Source organism: Nostoc favosum CHAB5714 (assembly GCF_020829495.1).
In the GTDB taxonomy this organism is placed as follows: domain Bacteria; phylum Cyanobacteriota; class Cyanobacteriia; order Cyanobacteriales; family Nostocaceae; genus Nostoc; species Nostoc favosum.
In genome coordinates, this window is record NZ_JAIVFQ010000014.1 from 50,165 (window position 1) to 69,473 (window position 19,309).

The 19,309-nt window shown below is 42.7% G+C and carries 19 protein-coding genes and 2 pseudogenes; 13 read left to right on the top strand and 8 right to left on the bottom strand.

Annotated elements, in window-relative coordinates; genetic code table 11:
* The first annotated feature begins 19 nt into the window (after window positions 1–19).
* On the top strand, window positions 20–385 hold the full coding sequence (locus tag LC586_RS12315) for a hypothetical protein (protein ID WP_229484841.1): 366 nt from the start codon (window positions 20–22) through the stop codon (window positions 383–385).
* A 90-nt stretch (window positions 386–475) separates the two neighbouring features.
* Here the strand turns inward: LC586_RS12315 and ftsH are convergent, their stop codons facing one another.
* Entirely contained in the window at window positions 476–2,365 is a 1,890-nt protein-coding gene (ftsH, locus tag LC586_RS12320) for an ATP-dependent zinc metalloprotease FtsH (RefSeq protein ID WP_306423244.1), read from the bottom strand.
* A 301-nt stretch (window positions 2,366–2,666) separates the two neighbouring features.
* Here ftsH and LC586_RS12325 point away from each other — a divergent pair, with 301 nt between their 5' ends.
* Complete coding sequence (locus tag LC586_RS12325; protein WP_229484843.1) at window positions 2,667–3,212, top strand: NADPH-dependent FMN reductase; 546 nt, start codon at window positions 2,667–2,669, stop codon at window positions 3,210–3,212.
* Window positions 3,213–3,516: 304 nt separating this feature from the next.
* Here LC586_RS12325 and LC586_RS12330 read toward each other — a convergent pair whose 3' ends face one another.
* From LC586_RS12330 to LC586_RS41870, 3 genes are all read right to left on the bottom strand, one after another.
* Window positions 3,517–4,635 (bottom strand): ferrochelatase, encoded by a 1,119-nt coding sequence (locus tag LC586_RS12330; RefSeq protein ID WP_229484844.1) that lies wholly within the window; start codon window positions 4,633–4,635, stop codon window positions 3,517–3,519.
* A 479-nt stretch (window positions 4,636–5,114) separates the two neighbouring features.
* Window positions 5,115–5,207: a hypothetical protein gene (locus LC586_RS40575; protein WP_309143374.1), complete on the bottom strand. Its 93-nt coding sequence runs from the start codon at window positions 5,205–5,207 to the stop codon at window positions 5,115–5,117.
* A gap of 19 nt (window positions 5,208–5,226) precedes the next feature.
* The gene (locus tag LC586_RS41870; RefSeq protein ID WP_369010521.1) at window positions 5,227–5,400 is read right to left on the bottom strand and encodes a DUF3137 domain-containing protein; all 174 of its coding nucleotides are present in this window, start codon (window positions 5,398–5,400) and stop codon (window positions 5,227–5,229) included.
* Window positions 5,401–5,693: 293 nt separating this feature from the next.
* On the opposite strand from LC586_RS41870, the gene LC586_RS12340 reads away from it, so the two are divergent.
* The 3 genes from LC586_RS12340 to ilvB all read left to right on the top strand — a co-directional run bounded on the left by LC586_RS12340 (window position 5,694) and on the right by ilvB (window position 9,698).
* A complete protein-coding gene (locus LC586_RS12340; RefSeq protein ID WP_229484846.1) occupies window positions 5,694–6,293 on the top strand; it encodes a hypothetical protein in 600 nt (199 codons plus the stop codon).
* A 96-nt stretch (window positions 6,294–6,389) separates the two neighbouring features.
* Window positions 6,390–7,652, top strand: coding sequence for an MFS transporter (locus LC586_RS12345; RefSeq protein ID WP_229484847.1), 1,263 nt, complete (start codon window positions 6,390–6,392; stop codon window positions 7,650–7,652).
* Window positions 7,653–7,784: 132 nt separating this feature from the next.
* A complete protein-coding gene (gene ilvB / locus LC586_RS12350; RefSeq protein WP_229484849.1) occupies window positions 7,785–9,698 on the top strand; it encodes a biosynthetic-type acetolactate synthase large subunit in 1,914 nt (637 codons plus the stop codon).
* A gap of 202 nt (window positions 9,699–9,900) precedes the next feature.
* Here ilvB and LC586_RS12355 read toward each other — a convergent pair.
* Window positions 9,901–10,059, bottom strand: a pseudogene (locus LC586_RS12355) (DUF4351 domain-containing protein); the annotation flags it as partial.
* Window positions 10,060–10,255: 196 nt separating this feature from the next.
* Window positions 10,256–10,693, bottom strand: a complete 438-nt coding sequence (locus LC586_RS12360; RefSeq protein ID WP_229484855.1) for a hypothetical protein — start codon at window positions 10,691–10,693, stop codon at window positions 10,256–10,258.
* A 164-nt stretch (window positions 10,694–10,857) separates the two neighbouring features.
* On the opposite strand from LC586_RS12360, the gene LC586_RS41365 reads away from it, so the two are divergent.
* The 5 genes from LC586_RS41365 (at window position 10,858) to dacB (ending at window position 14,893) form a co-directional block, all read left to right on the top strand.
* Complete coding sequence (locus LC586_RS41365) at window positions 10,858–11,607, top strand: tetratricopeptide repeat protein (RefSeq protein WP_229484860.1); 750 nt, start codon at window positions 10,858–10,860, stop codon at window positions 11,605–11,607.
* 136 nt (window positions 11,608–11,743) lie between these two features.
* Window positions 11,744–11,959 (top strand): hypothetical protein, encoded by a 216-nt coding sequence (locus LC586_RS12370; RefSeq protein ID WP_229484861.1) that lies wholly within the window; start codon window positions 11,744–11,746, stop codon window positions 11,957–11,959.
* Entirely contained in the window at window positions 11,960–12,217 is a 258-nt protein-coding gene (locus LC586_RS12375) for a type II toxin-antitoxin system RelE family toxin (protein ID WP_229484862.1), read from the top strand. It begins immediately after the preceding gene.
* A gap of 551 nt (window positions 12,218–12,768) precedes the next feature.
* The gene (locus LC586_RS12380; RefSeq protein WP_229484864.1) at window positions 12,769–13,239 is read left to right on the top strand and encodes a tellurite resistance TerB family protein; all 471 of its coding nucleotides are present in this window, start codon (window positions 12,769–12,771) and stop codon (window positions 13,237–13,239) included.
* 193 nt (window positions 13,240–13,432) lie between these two features.
* A complete protein-coding gene (gene dacB, locus LC586_RS12385; protein WP_229484871.1) occupies window positions 13,433–14,893 on the top strand; it encodes a D-alanyl-D-alanine carboxypeptidase/D-alanyl-D-alanine endopeptidase in 1,461 nt (486 codons plus the stop codon).
* A gap of 367 nt (window positions 14,894–15,260) precedes the next feature.
* Here the strand turns inward: dacB and LC586_RS12390 are convergent, their stop codons facing one another.
* A complete protein-coding gene (locus LC586_RS12390; protein WP_229484873.1) occupies window positions 15,261–15,764 on the bottom strand; it encodes a GNAT family N-acetyltransferase in 504 nt (167 codons plus the stop codon).
* 74 nt (window positions 15,765–15,838) lie between these two features.
* Window positions 15,839–15,946: pseudogene (locus LC586_RS12395) on the bottom strand (FAD-dependent oxidoreductase); the annotation flags it as partial.
* 110 nt (window positions 15,947–16,056) lie between these two features.
* Between LC586_RS12395 and LC586_RS12400 the strand changes: the two are divergent.
* The 3 genes from LC586_RS12400 (at window position 16,057) to LC586_RS12410 (ending at window position 19,001) form a co-directional block, all read left to right on the top strand.
* The gene (locus LC586_RS12400; RefSeq protein ID WP_498072178.1) at window positions 16,057–16,512 is read left to right on the top strand and encodes a VapC50 family PIN domain-containing toxin; all 456 of its coding nucleotides are present in this window, start codon (window positions 16,057–16,059) and stop codon (window positions 16,510–16,512) included.
* Window positions 16,513–16,569: 57 nt separating this feature from the next.
* Entirely contained in the window at window positions 16,570–17,616 is a 1,047-nt protein-coding gene (locus LC586_RS12405; RefSeq protein ID WP_229484875.1) for a zinc-dependent dehydrogenase, read from the top strand.
* Window positions 17,617–17,702: 86 nt separating this feature from the next.
* The gene (locus tag LC586_RS12410) at window positions 17,703–19,001 is read left to right on the top strand and encodes an inorganic phosphate transporter (RefSeq protein ID WP_229484876.1); all 1,299 of its coding nucleotides are present in this window, start codon (window positions 17,703–17,705) and stop codon (window positions 18,999–19,001) included.
* Window positions 19,002–19,309: the final 308 nt, after the last annotated feature.

Genomic DNA, 19,309 nt, shown 5'->3' on the forward strand with positions numbered 1-19,309 from the left:
AATACTGTACCAAAAAGCTTTGGAAATTGCTCAACTCAGTTTAGAGGTAAATCATATCAACGGGATGCCTGATTGTGCGTTCGCCCTACAGCCCTTTGGGCATCCTACGGCAGGCGTTGGCGCAGCCATCGCTGTTGGAACTGGCTCAACTATTATGATTTTAGCCTCAACAACTTGGATATGTATCATATCAAGTTTCTCCGTTTGGTTTCAAAATAACCAAATTGCATATAGCAATCCTAAATCATTCGTGAAAATTTCTCTTTATTCTCTCTGCGTCTCTCTTGCCTCTGCGGTACCCTGTGGCAAGCCACTTTGCATCTACGCTATAAAAAATTATTTTTCACAGAAAATTCCCGACTTTTTCAAAAAATCGGGAATCTGAATATTTGGATTTTCACTCGTACAGCACAAATCCTCTTGTTAAAGGTAGGCAAACTTCCGCTACAGTGTACTAGGGAATGTCAATTATTCCCTAATGAGGTACAGCTACTTGTGCATCGGCTATCTGAGTATTGTCAGCAACAATTTTGCGGAATAAATCGCCTTCAATTGTTTCCTGTTCTATTAACAAATCTACTAAACGCTCCAAAACTATGCGGTTGAGTTGCAACAGTTCTATTGCTCTAATGTAGGAATTGTTAACAATTTCGCGCACCTGTGAATCAATTTTGGCGGCAATTTCCTCAGAATAGTCTGATTTATTCATCCAGTCACGTCCCAAAAATACCTCTCCACTCTGATTTTCTAGTGACAATGGGCCTAATTCTGACATCCCGAAGCGTGTCACCATCTGCCGCGCCATTCCTGTAACTTGTTGCAGGTCATTACCTGCACCTGTGGTCACTTCTGGCTTACCAAAAACAATTTCCTCGGCGGCGCGACCACCCAAAGTAGCAGTAATCCTGGCTTTGAGTTGGGAACGGGAAATTAACCCCTGTTCTTCGTTGGGAGTAAACCAAGTTAATCCCAGTGCTTGTCCCCGTGGGATGAGTGTAACTTTTTGTACAGGGTCATGGTCTTTGAGGAATGTACCAACTAAAGCATGTCCAACTTCATGATAGGCAATCAAGCGCTTGCTTTTGCTGTCTACTAAGGCGGTACCTTCCATACCTGCAACGACTCTATCCACAGCAGCATCAATTTCTAAAAGGGTGACAGCTTCTTTGCGCCTCCTAGCAGTGAGAATGGCAGCTTCGTTGAGTAAGTTGGCTAAGTCTGCGCCAGTAAAACCAGGAGTGCGACGAGCGATCGCTTCTAATGATACGCTAGGATCAATTTTCTTATTCCGCGCGTGGACTTTCAAAATTTCCAGTCGTCCTTTGAGATCCGGTGCATCCACCATCACTTGTCTGTCAAAGCGTCCTGGTCTGAGCAGCGCTGCATCTAGAACATCTGGGCGGTTAGTGGCAGCAATAATAATAATGCCTGTGTTACCTTCAAAACCATCCATTTCAGTGAGCAGTTGATTCAGGGTTTGTTCGCGCTCGTCGTTACCACCACCGATACCAGCACCCCGTTGTCTACCTACTGCATCAATTTCATCGATAAATATTAGACAAGGGGCATTCTCTTTGGCTTTCTTGAAGAGGTCGCGCACGCGAGATGCACCTACACCAACAAACATTTCCACGAATTCTGAACCGGAAATACTGAAAAATGGTACACCTGCTTCACCTGCGATCGCTTTTGCTAGTAAAGTTTTACCAGTACCCGGAGGCCCAATTAACAGCACTCCTTTGGGAATACGTGCGCCTACAGCAGTAAATCTTTCTGGCTGTTTCAGGAAAGTAACAACTTCTTCGAGGTCTTCTTTAGCTTCTTCAACCCCGGCTACATCTTCAAATTTTACTCCAGTTTTTGCCTCCATTTGGAAGCGAGCTTTGGATTTACCGAAATTCATCGCTTGGCTAGAAGCATTAGTAGAGCGACGGAGGAACAATAGCATTAAAGCCACCAGTGGCAAAATCCACATGAGATTGATCAACAATCCAACAGCAGCTCGACTATTAGCAGAAGAAACTTCACCAAAATCAACATCCTTATCTTTGAGGATGTTAATTAACTCTGTGTTTTGTGCCAGAAGTCTCACCTGTTGCGGTGGTGTATCAGCCTTTTGCCCTTTAAGATAAACCTTTGCTAGCTGTTCAGTTTCGTCAAGCTCTACTTTTTGGATTTCTCCCGCCTTCGCTTTCTTGATCAAGTCGCCATAATTTAAAGAGGTGCTTTCTGCCTTTTGTGCCAAGACGGGAGTACTCCCGAAAATTCCTGGTAACATAATCAAACTAGCTGCAATCGCACCAACCCAAGCACCACGCTTTGGCGACTGTCTTTTTATCAATGGTTTTTTTCCCAAATTTGTCATAATAATTACCCTTTGTCTGCTGGCACAAGTTGAGCTATGGTTTTATGCCTATTCTTCTACCAAAAATTGTAATAACTGGAAATTACACTTTTCTTATCTAGTCTAACTTCCAGACTAGGTATTGGGGATTTGGGATTGGGGACTGGGTATTAGAGATTAGGATTAAAATAATTCTTTCCCAGTCCCCTAGATATCAATTTGACACATTCCGGCACAAATCGCTAAGATAAACATAGTCATAACGATTCCGCTTTTTAAGAAGTCTGGTAATAGTAGCTAGTTAATAGTTTGTGGGTTAATTATGGTGAGAATTATTGGAATTGGTGGTAGTTTAAGATCCAACTCATATACCCAGCTTGCTTTACAAGTAGCAGTGCAAAGGGTAGAAGCCCTCGGAGCAGAGGTAGAAATTCTTGATTTAAGACAGTTGCAGTTACCGTTTTGCACTGGTGCCAAGGAGTATCCAGAGTACCCAGATGTTCAGCGCTTGCAAGATACAGTCAGCCGCGCCGATGGATTAATTTTAGCGACACCTGAATATCATGGTGGGGTTAGTGGTGTCCTGAAAAATGCTCTAGATTTGATGAGCTTTGACCAACTGTCTGATAAAGTAACAGGACTAATCAGCGTATTAGGGGGTCAGTCTAATAGTAATGCTTTAAATGACCTACGGCTAATTATTCGTTGGGTGCATGGTTGGGTGATTCCAGAACAAATTGCGATCGGACAAGCTTGGGGTGCTTTCAGTCCTGAAGGCAAGCTAGTAGATGAGAAGCTTTCGCAAAGATTTGACCAATTTGCTCAGAGTTTAGTTGACAATACTCGCAAGCTGCGGGGTGTAAATTAGTTAAAGCTTGAGGAGGCATCAGCAACGGTGCGATATGAAAACTTGAGCCGCATCTATGCATGAAAGTACGCCATAAATAAATGTAGGGTGAGCAAAATTTTGCCCACCCTATAAAACTAAACTTAATTATCCGTGCGCTTTTCTCAAAGACGCACGTTAACTCCTGTCCGTGGGTTTAAGTCCCCCGGTTCAATAAAAATTTTGTTTTGTGTTGGGGTTAAATCCCCATTACAAAACAAAATTTACGAATTACGTTAGCGCAGCGTTAGCGAGTCATCGAGCGTCATTACGAATTACGAATTATTTAATGATGATGGTGGTGGTGATGGTGATCTCCAGCGAGTTGGGGATTAACTGCCAAAGCTTGCTCTGACAACAACTCTGCAATATGAGCATCAGCCCATTGGGCCGCCATTGCCAAAAATTCTGGATGATCGTTGACGCAAGCCATTTGCACGTAGTTCGTACCAGGATGCTGTTTCTCTAAAGCATGGATGATATGGTGTACATCCAATAAAGTTTCGTGGTTTTCTGTGGCAAAGCCAATTGGCATAAAAATTACCACTTTTGCACCCAGTTGAATCAGGTTATTTGCCGCTTGCTCTGCATTTGGCTGTGTCCAATCAATTAGGGGCGTGTCATGATTGAGCCAACCCACCGAGATTAACGGATAGCGGTTAATCAACTTATCCCGAACTAAATCGTACATTGCTTCACTTTCGGCAATCCCAGAAGTAAAGCCTTTGGCTTTGTGGGGACAGCCGTGATTCATTAACACAATACCGATTTGAGAAGGTAGATAAGCTGCTGCTAATTCAGCAATTTTCTCCTCAACCAGATGAGCCATCAAATCGATGTAAGCTGGTTCGTTGAAGAAAGAAGGAATGTAACGCTGTGCTTTAACCCAGTGTTCCTCACCATCAGTCAACTCAACGAGAGCATTGTTAACTTGCTCGATCGCAATCCCACTGGTAAAGATAGAATCAACAACCAGCAGTGGGTAAATCAGCAACTTCTCGAAGCCTTGGTTTTTGATTTCTGCCAAGACTTGATTGGGTAGGAAAGGCGCGCAGAAGTTGAAAGCTTTGAAAACTTGAACCTTATCGCCCCATTTTTCTTGTAAATTCTTCTCAATCCCAGCACGCTGCTGTTCAAAGATGGCATTGTGTGGGGAGATAAAATCGTGGTGTGTGTGTCCCCACTCGTGGCGGTCAAATAGCGCCAGAAGTTTTGCCAAAGGGGGATAAATCCAGGTTGGCACCGGTGCGAATTTTGCTGTCAGTAGATTTAAAGCCTGTTCGTTATAGTTGGCGAAATCTTCATAGCTTTCGACTTCGCCGTAGCCCATAAGCAGTACGGCTACACGGTCTTTACCTGATAGATGCTCGTGGGTGTGTTGTACTTTTTCCGGCGTGGCAACCACAATGAGTTCCTCAATATAACCAGAGTGCAGAGAGATTTGGAGTTAGAGAATAGTTTACACATTTTCCCTACTAGTAACTTATTATCCCATCCAGGGGGATAGGAAAGCTAGGAAAACCAAAATAATACATCAAAAGACATACAAAACTTACGTAGGACATTGGGTATGGAAAATTGAACCAATGCCCCATCTCGTATGTCGCTCGAATAGCGAAAGCGGTCAGCCCCTTTGGGGAAGTCAAAAGTCACACATTCAAAAGTCAAACAGGAGTCAGAAGTCAGAATTTATAAAAGGTTTCATATCAAAAGTACATTCATCCCTTCAAGTTATCTCCTGAGCTTTCCACTATTCTGACTCCTGAATTCTGACATTAATTTGGTGTAGCTTTTTGCTAAGGGACTTCCAAATAAAAAAATATCCCACTGTTCACAGTCAACAGTCAACAACTTCAAGCGGTTGTTTTTGTTTCTTGGAGTTCCCTAAATGCGTCTATCCAGATTTAAGTCTTCAACAATTCCCAACATCAAGTTGAGAGTTTCAAAATATTCTCTTAAAGGCGCAAAGCTTAACACACTTTTAAATAGATTAGGTTCAAATATATTTATTATTTTCTACTGCTTCTTCAATGGCTATATATATCATGTCTTCAACAAAGAAAATATAAATATTTCTATTGGTTTTCTTGCAAAAGCTAACTATTTTATCCATTAAGCTAGTAGATAAAACATAGCGTGCTTCTATTAACATCAATAGTATAAAATGCATTAATGACTTGATTCTTTTTCTGAATTAACCTATTTTTATATAAAGCGCTAAAAACAGTTGAAAACAAAAATATAAAACTAATTATATAATAGATAAACATTTGATTAGCGAAATTAATTTAATATTATTTATCATCAAAACTAATAGTTTTTAAAACTAGTATTATTTGGGAAAAATCTGTGAAGAGGCTATAATTTACTCAGTAAAAACAAGGTAATAAATATAAAATATACTTGATTTTTGAAAAAGCTCTGTACATCGGAAGAGTCAACAAATCAAAGGTAGTGTTAAAAATGAGTATAATTATTTGCCCTGGAATCCATGAACCAGAGTTAACTGAAAGCTTTAGAGTAGGATTGTTAGATATAGTTTCTAATAGCGCGATCGCTCCTAATGCCGCAAATATACTGGTTTATCCGGGTAAAGATTTTTTGGTTTTATCAGCATTTCATATTTTGCAGTTTTTGCGCGATAGCTTGACCGGCTCTTTAAAATCACCAATTATATTTATTAGCTTTAGTGCTGGCGTAGTCGGGGCAATAGGGGCAGCGCATTTGTGGCAACTCTTGGGTGGTCGTGTCAAAGCGTTTATTGCTATAGATGGATGGGGAGTACCACTACAGGGTAATTTCCCTATTCATCGGATGAGTCATGATTATTTCACCCATTGGAGTTCTTGTTTGCTAGGTTGTGGGCAAAATAACTTTTATGCAGAGCCAGCAGTTGATCATTTGTCCATCTGGCGATGTCTAACGACAAGCCGCTCTGCGTCTACGCCCCAAACTGTACAAGGCTGCTGGGTAGATTCATCCATTGAAATTTCTCCACCCAAAGGTCGTCTGACAGCCACTGAATTTTTGCTTATGCTGTTAAAGCGCTATGAAGCAAATTAATCCGGACAATGGAGTAAGTAAACAGGAGTTAGGAGTTAGTCATTAGTCATTAGTTCCCCGACTCCCCACTCCCTATCTACCTAAAGAAAGTATCTAATGTTTCCAACTGAACCGACTGCTGTTAATAACGGGTTTAGCGCACTGCTAAAAAACCGTGGTTTTATGCTCCTGTGGATTGGGCAATTGGTGTCCCAGTTAGCAGATAAAGTCTTCTTCGTTTTAATGATTGCTCTGCTGGAGAACTACTCACCGCTTCCTGGGTTGGCACAAAACTCGATGTATTCAACCTTGATGCTGTCGTTTACAGTACCAGCAATTTTGTTCGGCTCTGCCGGTGGTCTCTTTGTTGACCGCTTGCCAAAAAAGCTGATTATGATCGGCTCAGACATTGTGCGTGGACTGTTAACACTGTGTCTTCCCCTTTTGCCACGAGAATTCCTGATTCTGTTAATTCTTACTTTTGCCATTTCCACGGTGACGCAATTTTTTGCACCAGCTGAACAAGCAGCCATTCCCTTGTTGGTGAAGCGAGAAAATTTGTTGGCAGCCAATGCGCTGTTTAGCAGCACAATGATGGGAGCTTTAATTGTTGGCTTTGCTATAGGAGAGCCGATTTTGAGTTTGGCGAAAACCTTGATGGGAGAACAATACGGTCAAGAGCTTGTAGTTGGTGGATTATACATATTATCGGCTGCGGTCATGCAGCCAATTAAGTTTAAAGAACACAAACCCCACCAAGAACACCAGGCATCAAATCACCTTTGGGCTGAATTCACCGAAAGCCTGCGCTATCTCAAGAAAAACCCTTTGATCTTGAACGCCATGCTGCAACTTACAACTTTATATTGTGTGTTTGCAGCCTTAACGGTGCTGACAATTCAATTAGCCGAGGAGTTTGGTTTAAAAGAAAAACAGTTTGGCTTTTTCTTGGCAGCAGCAGGCGTGGGTATGGTATTTGGTGCGGCGATTTTAGGCCACTGGGGTGATAAATTGCATCACAAACCCCTACCTTTAATTGGATTTTTGATAATTGCACTAGTTTTAGGAGTGTTCACTTTTACGCACAACTTATTACTGGCGCTAGGACTCTGTGCATTTTTGGGTGTAGGTGCTTCCCTAATTGGCGTACCCATGCAAACTTTAATTCAACAGCAAACACCATCTACCATGCTCGGTAAAGTATTTGGCTTTCAAAATCATGCCGTTAACATCGCTCTGGCGTTACCTCTGGCCATTACTGGGCCATTAACTGATGCTCTGGGCTTGCGAACTGTGCTTGTAGCAATGAGTATTTTTGTCGTAGTTGTCGGTGTTTGGGCTTGGCAAAATACCCGCAAAGTCTTGCAAAACGTAATTTAACTAATGTAGGCTAATAGTCTAGCTTTATATTTAATATAAAAATTAATAAGATTTTGATTGAAGTTTTCAATTAAAATGAAATCTTAAATACAGAATTCAACATTAACTTTAGCTATAGTCTGAGGTTTGACCGTGCGTTCACAAAGTGTCTCCGCAGGAGAATCGCTTTCCCCAATTAGTCTCCCACAAACCGAGAATCACAAACAGTCTCGTACTTCTAGCCCCCCAGTCGTGCCCAAACGTGCATCTGGTGGTTTTGCTCTGCTTGACAGCCTTCATCGCCACGGCGTTGATTATATTTTTGGTTATCCTGGTGGGGCAATTCTACCAATTTACGACGACCTGTATAAGGTGGAAGCAACTGGTGCTATTAAGCACATTCTCGTAAGACACGAACAAGGCGCAGCCCACGCCGCCGATGGTTACGCCCGTGCCACGGGTAAAGTAGGAGTATGCTTTGGCACTTCTGGCCCAGGAGCAACTAACTTGGTAACCGGGATCGCCACCGCCTACATGGATTCAATCCCGATGATTGTAGTCACCGGACAGGTAGCGCGTCCGTCGATTGGTACAGATGCGTTTCAGGAAACCGATATTTACGGGATTACGCTACCGATCGTGAAGCACTCTTATGTAGTGCGCGATCCTAAAGATATGGCGCGAATTGTCGCCGAAGCCTTCCACATCGCTAGCAGTGGGCGTCCAGGGCCAGTTTTGATTGATGTCCCCAAAGATGTAGCTTTAGAAGAATTTGACTATGTGCCTGTAAAACCAGGTTCAGTGAAGTTACGCGGTTATCGCCCCACAGTGAAGGGAAATCCCCGGCAAATTAATGCCGCGATCCAGTTGATTACTGAAAGTCGCCGTCCTCTACTATATGTCGGTGGTGGTGCGATCGCAGCTAGCGCTCATGAAGAAATCAAACAACTAGCTGAATTATTCAACATCCCTGTCACCACAACCTTAATGGGGATCGGTGCATTTGACGAACATCATCCCCTAGCTTTGGGAATGTTGGGGATGCACGGCACTGCTTACGCTAACTTCGCCGTTAGTGATTGTGACTTGCTGATTTGCGTCGGCGCTAGATTTGACGATCGCGTTACAGGCAAGTTAGACGAATTCGCCTCCCGCGCCAAAGTAATTCACATCGACATCGATCCTGCAGAAGTCGGCAAAAACCGAGTTCCTGAAGTACCCATCGTCGGCGATGTGCGGAACGTGTTAGTAGACTTGTTGCGTCGATGCAAAGAAACAGGCGTTAAGGCTACCCCTAATCAAAACCAAGAGTGGTTAAATTTAGTTAATCGTTGGCGCGAAGAGTATCCTCTCATCGTGCCGCAGCATCCCGACAGCATTTCACCCCAAGAAGTGATTGTAGAAGTCAGTCGCCAAGCACCCCAGGCTTTCTACACCACAGATGTCGGACAGCATCAAATGTGGGCAGCACAATTCCTCAAGAATGGCCCAAGGCGCTGGATTTCTAGTGCTGGTTTGGGAACGATGGGTTTTGGCTTACCTGCGGCTATGGGCGCTAAAGTAGCGTTTCCTGATGAAGAAGTCATCTGTATTAGCGGCGATGCTAGTTTCCAAATGTGTTTGCAAGAACTTGGTACACTTGCACAGTATGGTATAAATGTCAAGACAATAATTATCAATAACGGCTGGCAAGGGATGGTGCGCCAGTGGCAGCAAGCCTTCTATGGTGAGCGTTACTCATGCTCCAACATGGAAGTAGGGATGCCAGACGTAGAGTTATTGGCAAAAGCTTATGGGATTAAAGGCATGGTAATTAGCGATCGCAGTGAATTAAAAGATGCGATCGCCGAAATGCTAGCACACAAAGGCCCAGTGATTGTGAATGCCCACGTCACCAGAGACGAAAACTGCTATCCAATGGTAGCCCCTGGTAAGAGCAACGCTCAAATGGTCGGTTTGCAGAAGCAAGCGCCGAAAGTAGCAGCAGAGCCAGTGTATTGTAGCCACTGCAATGCCAAAAATGCTCCTACTCACAACTTTTGCGCTGAGTGTGGGACGAAACTGTAACACTTTTTGATAATTCAGACTAGAGAGGTAGGGGAGAAAGATGCTGGAATTCCTCAGCAATCAAGGGTTTTACAGCAAATAAATTTATTGATGGGGTTCTCCCCCCTGCTCCTCGTCTTCCTTGACTTTAACCATAGCGTGGGCAAAGCTAGCTGTAGGCATCACTTAATTACGAATTACGAATTACGAATTACGAATTATTTTAATCTTCCTGATTGGGTTGAGCTAAAGAGATATTTCCTAAGTAATTCACTAAATCGCTTTGACTGGAGAAATCTAACAGCGCCTCAGCTAACTCTTCTAGTTGAGTAATGGATAATGTGCGAATCTGCTCTTGCATCTCCGGCTCAATTGCATCAAACCGACGTGTTAATTACGCCGAATAGCCCGTCGTAGACATCGCCACTATAAAATTCAGATGGATTAAACGTAGGTTGGGTTGAGGCTTTGCAAAACCCAACAACATAATCGATGTTGGGTTTCCTTACGTCAATCCAACTTACATTTAATGCACAAATTTAGGCTTGACACCGCACTAGATTTATGCAAAAAGTGGATTATTGCAGCACAGGAGTTGTGCTGTTACCGTTAGTTGACGCATTCGCAATTGCAGCTTGAGCAGGTTGACTGGCAAGAACCGCTACAACTGGAGCAACTTTTGAACTAGATTGTTTATTTCTTTTTCCATTAGAACCGCCAGCTTTGGAATACTCTATACTGTTTCTGCCGTAGATAGTTGCAACTCCACTTAGCATTCGTTCAGACATTTCGGAGAGGGCTTTATCCATCTGGGTTACTGTCTTACGCGATTCTTCAAGATTGGACACAAGCGTGTTATGAGCTTCTAACGTCGCACGGGTAGTGTTGATAAGGTGGTTGTAGGCTTCAATGGTTAATCCATGTCCTAAATCCAGATTTTCATCAAGGGATTTAAGCAAAGCGAGACGAAGTTGGGCTTTGTCAACAGCAGCAGAACCACGAGTTCTTAAAGACATGAGATATCCTTTTTTTTAATAATTCCTTTTTCAACATAGTGGAGTATCCTTTTGCCTGAGATGGGTAGTTTTGTGGATTTATTTCATTACAAGTTCAACGAAATAATTACGAGTTTGTCTGTATTTTTACTCATTTTTCAGATCGATTTGTTGTTTGGGAATAAGTGCAATCAGCAAGAGTAATCGCTAAATCAACAAATGCGAACGCCGAATCAACAAATGCGATCGCTAAATCAACAAATGCGATCGCTAAATCAACAAATGCGATCGCCGAATCAACAAATGCGATCGCTGAATCAACAAATGCGATCGCTAAATCAACAAATGCGATCGCTAAATCAACAAATGCGATCGCCGAATCAACAAATGCGAACGCCGAATCAACAAATGCGAACGCCGAATCAACAAATGCGAACGCCGAATCAACAAATGCGATCGCTGACTACGAAATCGCCCTAACTGTTTACACCCGCAGCGCCTTTCCTGTCGATTGGGCAATGACGCAAATTAGTCTGGGGGAAGCTTACCGTAACAGAATATTAGAAGAACGAGCCGAGAATATTGAAAAGGCGATCGCTGCTTCTAGGGCTGCACTCGAAGTTTATACCAAGAGCGCCTTTCCGGAAAATTGGGCAATGGCGCAAAATAATCTGGGGGCTGCTTACAGTCAGAGAATATTAGGAGAACGAGCCGATAATCTTGAAGAAGCGATCGCTGCTTCTAGGGCTGCACTCGAAGTTAGAACCCGCAGCGCCTTTCCCCAAAACAATGCAGAAACTTTGTTAAATCTCGGCAGGTTATACCAAGACGAAAAACAATTTGACTCAGCTTACAATACCTTTGTTTATGCCATTGCTACAGTCGGCGTAGCCCGTCGTAGACATCGCCTCTGGCGTATTCACAACACATATTGATAAAATTAATCTACCGTTAGTACAAAAACATCCTCTTTATGCGTCGTTAACTTTAAGCATCATTGCTACCTTGATATTTATTGCTTTAGGTTGGCTGATTACCAAACGTAAATAAAGTAAATTTTTCGGAGAAACTATGCAAATAAAAGACATGACGACAGAAGAGTTACAAAACTTGATCCGTAACACAGTAGATGAAATTTTAGATGAATACTTCGGCGATCCTGATGAGGGAAACAAAGTTAAAGAGTCGTTCAAGCAAAGTTTATTAGAAAGACGCCAAAAACGGCTAGAGGGAAGACCTACTATTCCAGCATCGGAGGTGTATAAAAGGTATGGGATAGACCATTAAATGAGTTATTCTGTGAGTTTTGAACCAGAGTCTATAACTGATTTAGATAATCTGGCTCAGGTGGTGCGACTACGGATTCTTAATAAGATTGAATGGTTAAGTATAAATTTTGAACAGATCACTCCTCTGCCTCTGACGGGAGAATGGTCAGGATTTTATAAGTTAAGAGTAGGAGATTACCGAGTCATCTATGAATTTGATATAGATAATCAGTTAATCATCATTACTAAAGTTGGTCATCGTAGTGAAATTTATTAGGCGTGACGGCTGGTAGACTTAATTAGTGGCATAGTCGAAATAGAACAAGTCGATCGGGTAGGCGTAGCCCATATCATCCTAGAGATAAGAAGTAAGTAGAGAAATGATAGAACTCTTGTAAAGACGGGATTATAGCAGTTTGCTGTTGAGTCCAATACAGCCTTCCCTACCTCTCACTTTAAACTACGGTGGTGTACACAACACAAGTCATTCTGACCCCCTCTAACTCCCCCGATGCCTTGGGGGAGAACCGGATATTTCCCCCCAATGCATCGGGGAGATTAAGGGGGGTAAATCCAAGCCATTACCAAGATGTGTCTACACCGTAACCCTTTAGACTACGGTGTAGACAAGTAATAAAAACCTTGATCGCTCAAGGTAACTTAACCGTTTTTATACGCAGATGAATATACTCTCTGCGTATTTTTTATGAAAAAAAGATTCATTCCAATGTATATTTCTGCATTCTTTTGGGAATCCTAAATTGAGGAAGCATTATAAACCACAAAATATGACTTCCTGAAATATCACCTAACTTTTAGAGGATAATTATGTCTAAACGCAAATTGCCCAAAGGCCGTAGTGTTAGTTCAGTTGCTCTAGAACCAGAAGTTGCGATCGCCATTCTGGGACTATTTTCTGCTGCGGCTGACGGTGAAGGTATTTCTTCAACAGAAGAATATGCTTTGAGTGAATTTCTCAGTCAGGTTAGCTTATTTGAAGATTACTCTGAAGAAGACTTTGAAGAATTAACCGAAAAAGTCGTCAGCTTGATTGAAGAAGAAGAACCAGAAGATTTAATCGCCCAGTCCATCGAATCCTTACCCAATAAAGGCTATCGTGAAGCTGCATACATCACCGCTATCTTAGTAGTAGGGATTGATGAGGAAGTACCCGAAGCTGAACAAGATTATATCTCTGAGCTTCAGGAAGCCTTAAACATTTCAGACGAACGCGCACAAAAACTTATAGATGGAGTGTTCGGGGAAGAGGAAGAAGAGGAAGAGGAAGAAGAGTGTTAAATAATTCGTAATTCGTAATTCGTAATTCGTAAATTTTGTTTTGTAATGGGGATTTAACCCCAACACAAAACTTGCGTGATTTTTGAACCGGGGGACTTAAACCCACGGAACTAGTTAATTGCCTCCCGTGGAATTGACGTTAAAAAAATGCCAGACAAAGGTATTATCATCAAGTAGTTTTAATAACTATGTGATGACTAGAAAAATTTCCCTTGGCTTGATGCTGCTGTTTCTGGGTACTCAAATTGGTGTTACCCAGTCAGCAGCTAAAGCACAAACCCCAGTTGCACCAACAACTACCACAAAATCAATTTGCTCTACCCAACTGGGAACAGCTATAGATGCTGTAATCAATCGTCCCTTATTTAGTCGGGTGCGCTGGGGAATTTTAGTGCAACCCCTGTCAACGGGGCCAACTCTTTACAGTCGGGATGCTCAGAAATATTTTACTCCCGCGTCTAACCTCAAATTGCTAACAACAGCAGCTGCATTGCAGCAGTTGGGTGCTAATTTTCGGATTCGCACCTCTATTTATCAGAATGGCAATGGTGTTTTACGTGTTGTCGGTAGGGGAGATCCCAGCTTAAGTGATACTCAATTGCAAACATTAGCACAGCAGCTAAAACAGAAAGGTATTACTCAAATTCAGCGATTGATAGCTGATGATAGTTATATTCAAGGTGATATTGTTAACCCCACCTGGCAATGGGAAGATGTGCAATCAGACTATGGCGCACCAGTCAGCAGCTTTATTTTAAATCAAAATATTTTTAGCTTAAAACTTGTACCGCAAGCTGTAGGTAAATCTTTACAAGTGGTGTGGACTGATGCTGGCGAGGCTAGACAGTGGCGAACAATTAATCAGTCAGTAACCGTTGCTCAAAATCAACCAAGCTACGTTAACGTTACCCGCGAATTATCAGGAACAGTATTACGAATTCAAGGACAACTGACAACAAATTCTGAACCGTCTTTAATAGATTTGCCTGTAATTGACCCTAATTATTACTTCTTACGGCGCTTCCGTACTGCTTTGGCAACAGAAAAAATTACCTTGGGACAAATATTAGTAGCAAATAGTGGTGTTAATCAAGAGGAAATAGCATTTGTAGAGTCGCCAACTTTATCTGAATTATTAGCAGAGACAAATCTAAATAGTAATAATCTTTATGCTGAAGCACTGTTGAGAGCATTAGCTGTGAAAAAACCCAGAGTGAATCAGACTAGCGCTGATGTAGGTTTGGAAGTTGTCAAAGCAAGTTTAACTCAATTGGGAGTTGATCCAGCAAATTATATTTTAGTGGATGGTTCAGGTTTATCACGTCGTAACTTAGTGACACCAGAAGCTTTGGTACAAACTTTGCGAGGAATAGCAAGAACACCAACAGCATATATATATCGCGCATCTTTACCCGTGGCGGGTAAAAGTGGAACTTTGAAGGGACGCTTTCAAGATACACCTGCTGAGGGCATTGTCCAAGCAAAAACAGGTACATTAACGGGTGCAATTTCTCTATCTGGATATATGAATGCGCCTAAATATGAGCCGTTGGTTTTTAGTATTATCGTGAATCAATCGGAACAACCTGCAACAGTTGTACGGCAGGCAATTGATGAAATTGTTGTGTTGTTAACGCAGTTGCAGCGTTGTTAACAGAACAGAATACATGCGTCAGTCGTCAGAATTCAGTATGAATTATGATATCATGTCCGCATAAATAGTTATGCTAACCACAGTCATTACACCCCTCCCCGCAAGCGGGGAGGGGAGACAAAGCGTAGCTTTGGCGGGGTGGGGTTCTTCGGATTTAATAAGCAATCAAGCGGACATGATATGACCGAAAAAGCAGATGAATAAACGGCGTTTTTGTCCCCCACAAAACTAGAATTTTTGGTGGTCAACTTTCGTAGTTGCGGGTCTAAATCCCCAACTAATTGCATTCTGACCGGAGGCGGAGCTTTCCTTGCTCCGCTCCTGAATTCTGACTCCTGAATTCTTTTTTAATATTATTGCCATTCAATTAAATAACAGGTTTAGTAATTCTGAGTCCCATGATTACTAAGTCCCGTTCAACGCTGTCAATTTCGGCAACTTTAGGTAAATGTCCCCAGTGTTGAAAACCAAATGTTTCAAAAAGTTTTAAACTGGGTTGATTGTGGGCAAAAATGAAGCATACTAGGGTCTTTAAACCTAAACTAGGACTTTCGCTAATTGCTTTTGCTAATAGTTGTCGTCCCAAACCACATCGATGGAAGCCAGGGGCTATGTAAATACTAATTTCGGCAGTCTTACTATAGGCGGGCCGCCCATAAAAGGATTGGAAACTCAGCCATCCAGCAATTACTCCGTCTACTTCGATTACCCAAAGTGGGCGTTGTGAAGGCGATCGCGCCTTAAACCAAGGAAGGCGACTTTCCACGGATACTGGCTCTAAATCAGCAGTTGCCATGCAGCTAGGAATTGCAGCATTATAAATTGCCACAATTGCAGGCAAGTCAGTTTCAGTGGCATGGCGAATAGTCATTGCTACCGTCTCGGAAAAAATCTTGAGAAAATATTCAAAAATAATACAGTGTAACGAAAGCCCTAACACTATCTCACCAGAATAGTTTTGGCTCCCCGTCGCGCCGCTTGGATAGCCGCCGCAGTTCCTCCGGTTCCTCCACCGACAACTAAGACATCAGCTGTCTATGTCTGATTAATCATCGCTTAACCTCACTGGAGTTTTGACATATTTTCTCCACATAGCTTGGGATCAGACAAGATAATTTATTTTATTTTTCGGATATTTCGTTTATGTAGTGTGTATGATTAAGATGGTGAATAAGATTAACAGTGTAAATTGCATTGTTAATGACCCAGATTCCATACTTCAAGTAATGCAGCGATGGTCTCAAGATTTAAAAAAGCCACCGCTGACTTTTGTCGAGCTACTTGATCTGCTCAACAAAGAAGTACCAATATTCGCCAGTAAGGTTTTATGGCATGAATATAGCCAGAGTGTTTTCCAAACTGCTAAAAAAGCCTTGGATAAATTAGGCAAGGTGGCACTAGAAGGGGGCTTATATTTTGAGGGAGAGCGCTATCGACTCTGGCAGAATCGGGGAGTTTTAACAATTACTGCCAAAGACAACCGAGAGGAGATTTTGCGGCTTCAGAATGGCAAAATTCAAGAAAACCTCTCATCGGCGGATATCAAAGCATTCCAAAGATTTGAACAAAGCTTAGAAACAGAATTAGAACAGGCTAAGACACGGAAATCTCAAACCTGATAGCTTAACGCTCACCACTAATGTTACATCTAGTATCGTTGAGCGGGAAAAACCAACGTGAAAGCACAGGTATTTAGAGGCGTCAATCAACTGTCTTACGAAGATATCCCAGTTCCAACTCTGGAACCAGATGAAGTGCTGGTACAGGTGCGGGTTGTGGGGTTGTGTCAGTCAGATATTAAAAAAATTCGTTATCCACTGTATGAACCGCCGCGCATTTTTGGACATGAAACTGCCGGCACGATCGCAGCATTAGGCAATAATGTCAAAGGTTGGCAAGTTGGACAACGGGTAGCGGTGATGCACCACATCCCCTGTATGCGTTGCGCCTACTGCCTAAATGATAATTTCTCTATGTGCGATGTCTACAAAAACATCTCCACAACCGCAGGCTTTAACGCTAGTGGCGGCGGTTTTGCCGATTATGTCAAGGTTCCCGGACATATTGTGGAAAATGGCGGGCTGATTCCCATCCCTGATAATATCAGTTTTGAAGAAGCGAGTTTTGTAGAACCAACTAACTGCTGCTTGAAAGCTGTAAAAAAAGCTCAAATTGCTCCAGGACAAACTGTGTTAGTTACTGGTGCTGGGCCAATTGGGTTAATGTTTATCATGTTGGTAAAGTATTTCGGAGCAAAAGCGATCGCTACCGATTTACTACCCTCTAGAATTGAAAAAGCCTTGAGTGTCGGTGCAGAGGCGGCTTTTGATGCTCGTGATCCCGATTTACCCGTCAAAATCCATGCGCTAACTGGTGGACTGGGTGTTGATATTACCCTGCTGGCTGTTCCGAGTGAGAAAGCTTTCTTTCAAGCACTTGATAGCACCCGCAAAGGTGGCAAAATATTGTTTTTTGCTGAATTCCCCGATGAGGTGGAAATTCCAATTAATCCCAATATCCTCTACCGTCGAGAAATCGACTTGATAGGAAGTTATAGCTCATCTTATCGGCTTCAGAATTTATCAGCCGATATTGTATTTAATCAGCGAATTGACGTGCAAGCCTTGATTAGCGATCGCTATCCATTAAAAGATTTATCAGCAGCTGTGGAAGTTGCGATCGCACCCACACCGGATACTTATAAAATCTTAATTTATCCGTAAAAGGGAGATGAGGGGGATCTCTTCAATTTTGAATTTTGAATTTTGATCTCCCCCTGCTCCCCCATTTCCCTGCTAGCCTCAAAAAAATGCTTATTACCCTAGTTGCAGTCGCCCTACTAGCTTTCTACGTCGCCTGGAATCTCGGAGCAAATGATGTCGCTAACGCGATGGGAACCTCTGTAGGCTCCAAAGCTGTTACCCTCAAACAAGCGATAATAATTGCTGGGATATTAGAATTTACGGGTGCTGTATTGTTTGGACATGAGGTAACGGAAACTCTCGCAACGAAAATTGCCAATCCCGCCTTGTTCGTAGCTACACCCCAAATATTCGTTACTGGGATGGTAACTGTGCTAATTTCCTGTGGTGTGTGGTTGCAAATTGCCACATCACGCGGTTTACCAGTCTCATCTTCTCATGCGGTTGTTGGTGCGATCGCTGGATTTAGTTGGGTAGCTTTAGGAGTAGGTGCAATTGATTGGTCATCAATTGGCTTCATCACCATTGGCTGGGTTTTAACGCCATTAATTAGTGGTGCGATCGCCGCTTTATTCTACAGTCAAATCAAGTACTGGATTTTAGATCAACCCAATCAAGTAGTGCAGTTACAAGAATGGATTCCCTGGTTGAGTACTCTACTGCTAGGTGTATTCGGCGTAATTGTATTACCATCGCTAACTCAACCGCTAACCAATTTTGTAATTGAGCTTGGTTTCAACATTCCCGCTTACGACATTCCACTATTAATCGGTGCAGTAGCAGCAATTGGACTGACAATCATTAGTTGGCGACAATTGGCAGACAAGAAGACAACAGGGCAAACAGAAGAGTCTACCCAATGCCCCATGCCCCATGCCCCATGCCCCATGCCCAATCCTGTAGAAAGATTATTCGGACGCTTCCAACTACTAAGTGCTTGCTTTGTCGCCTTTGCTCATGGTTCTAATGATGTGGGAAATGCGATCGCTCCTTTAGCTGCGATCGTCTATATCAATCGCACTGGTAGCGTACCTACAGATGGTATCACGATCCCCATTTGGATTTTAATCCTTGGTGGTGCTGGTATTGTTGGTGGTTTAGCTGTCTGGGGTAAAAAAGTCATTGCCACTATTGGCGAAAATATTATTGCCTTGCAACCTAGTAGTGGATTTTGTGCTGAACTTGCTACTGCTACTACCATCCTCATCGCCTCCCGGCTAGGTTTACCAGTCTCCACCTCCCACGCTCTCGTTGGCGGTGTAGTTGGTATTGGACTAGTGCAAAATATCAAGTCGATTAAGTTCAAAACACTACAAGGTATTGCCGCCGCATGGCTAATTACAATCCCCGTGAGTGCTGTCCTTAGCGCTGCCATCTTTAGCATCGCCCGGATTTTATTTCTCTAAGAATTATTAATATTTTCCTAACTTTTTTCTCTACTGTATCTACTCAAAGTAGAACCTAGTACACCCGTAGGGGCACGGCATGCCGTGCCCCTACACCTTGCGATATAATTTTGTACCGCATCTGAGTGGGAACCGCTATACGCGGAAGTCAAAAGTCACGCATAATTGTATTCCGAGCTTCTTACGCCATTTGAAATGGTATGTTTACTTCCGCGCCTGCTGTACTAGACTGCAACAACGCCAAAAAAGCGTATTTTTGCAGAACTGCTGCTCATTCATTAGAATGTTGTGCAGGGGATAGCGTAACT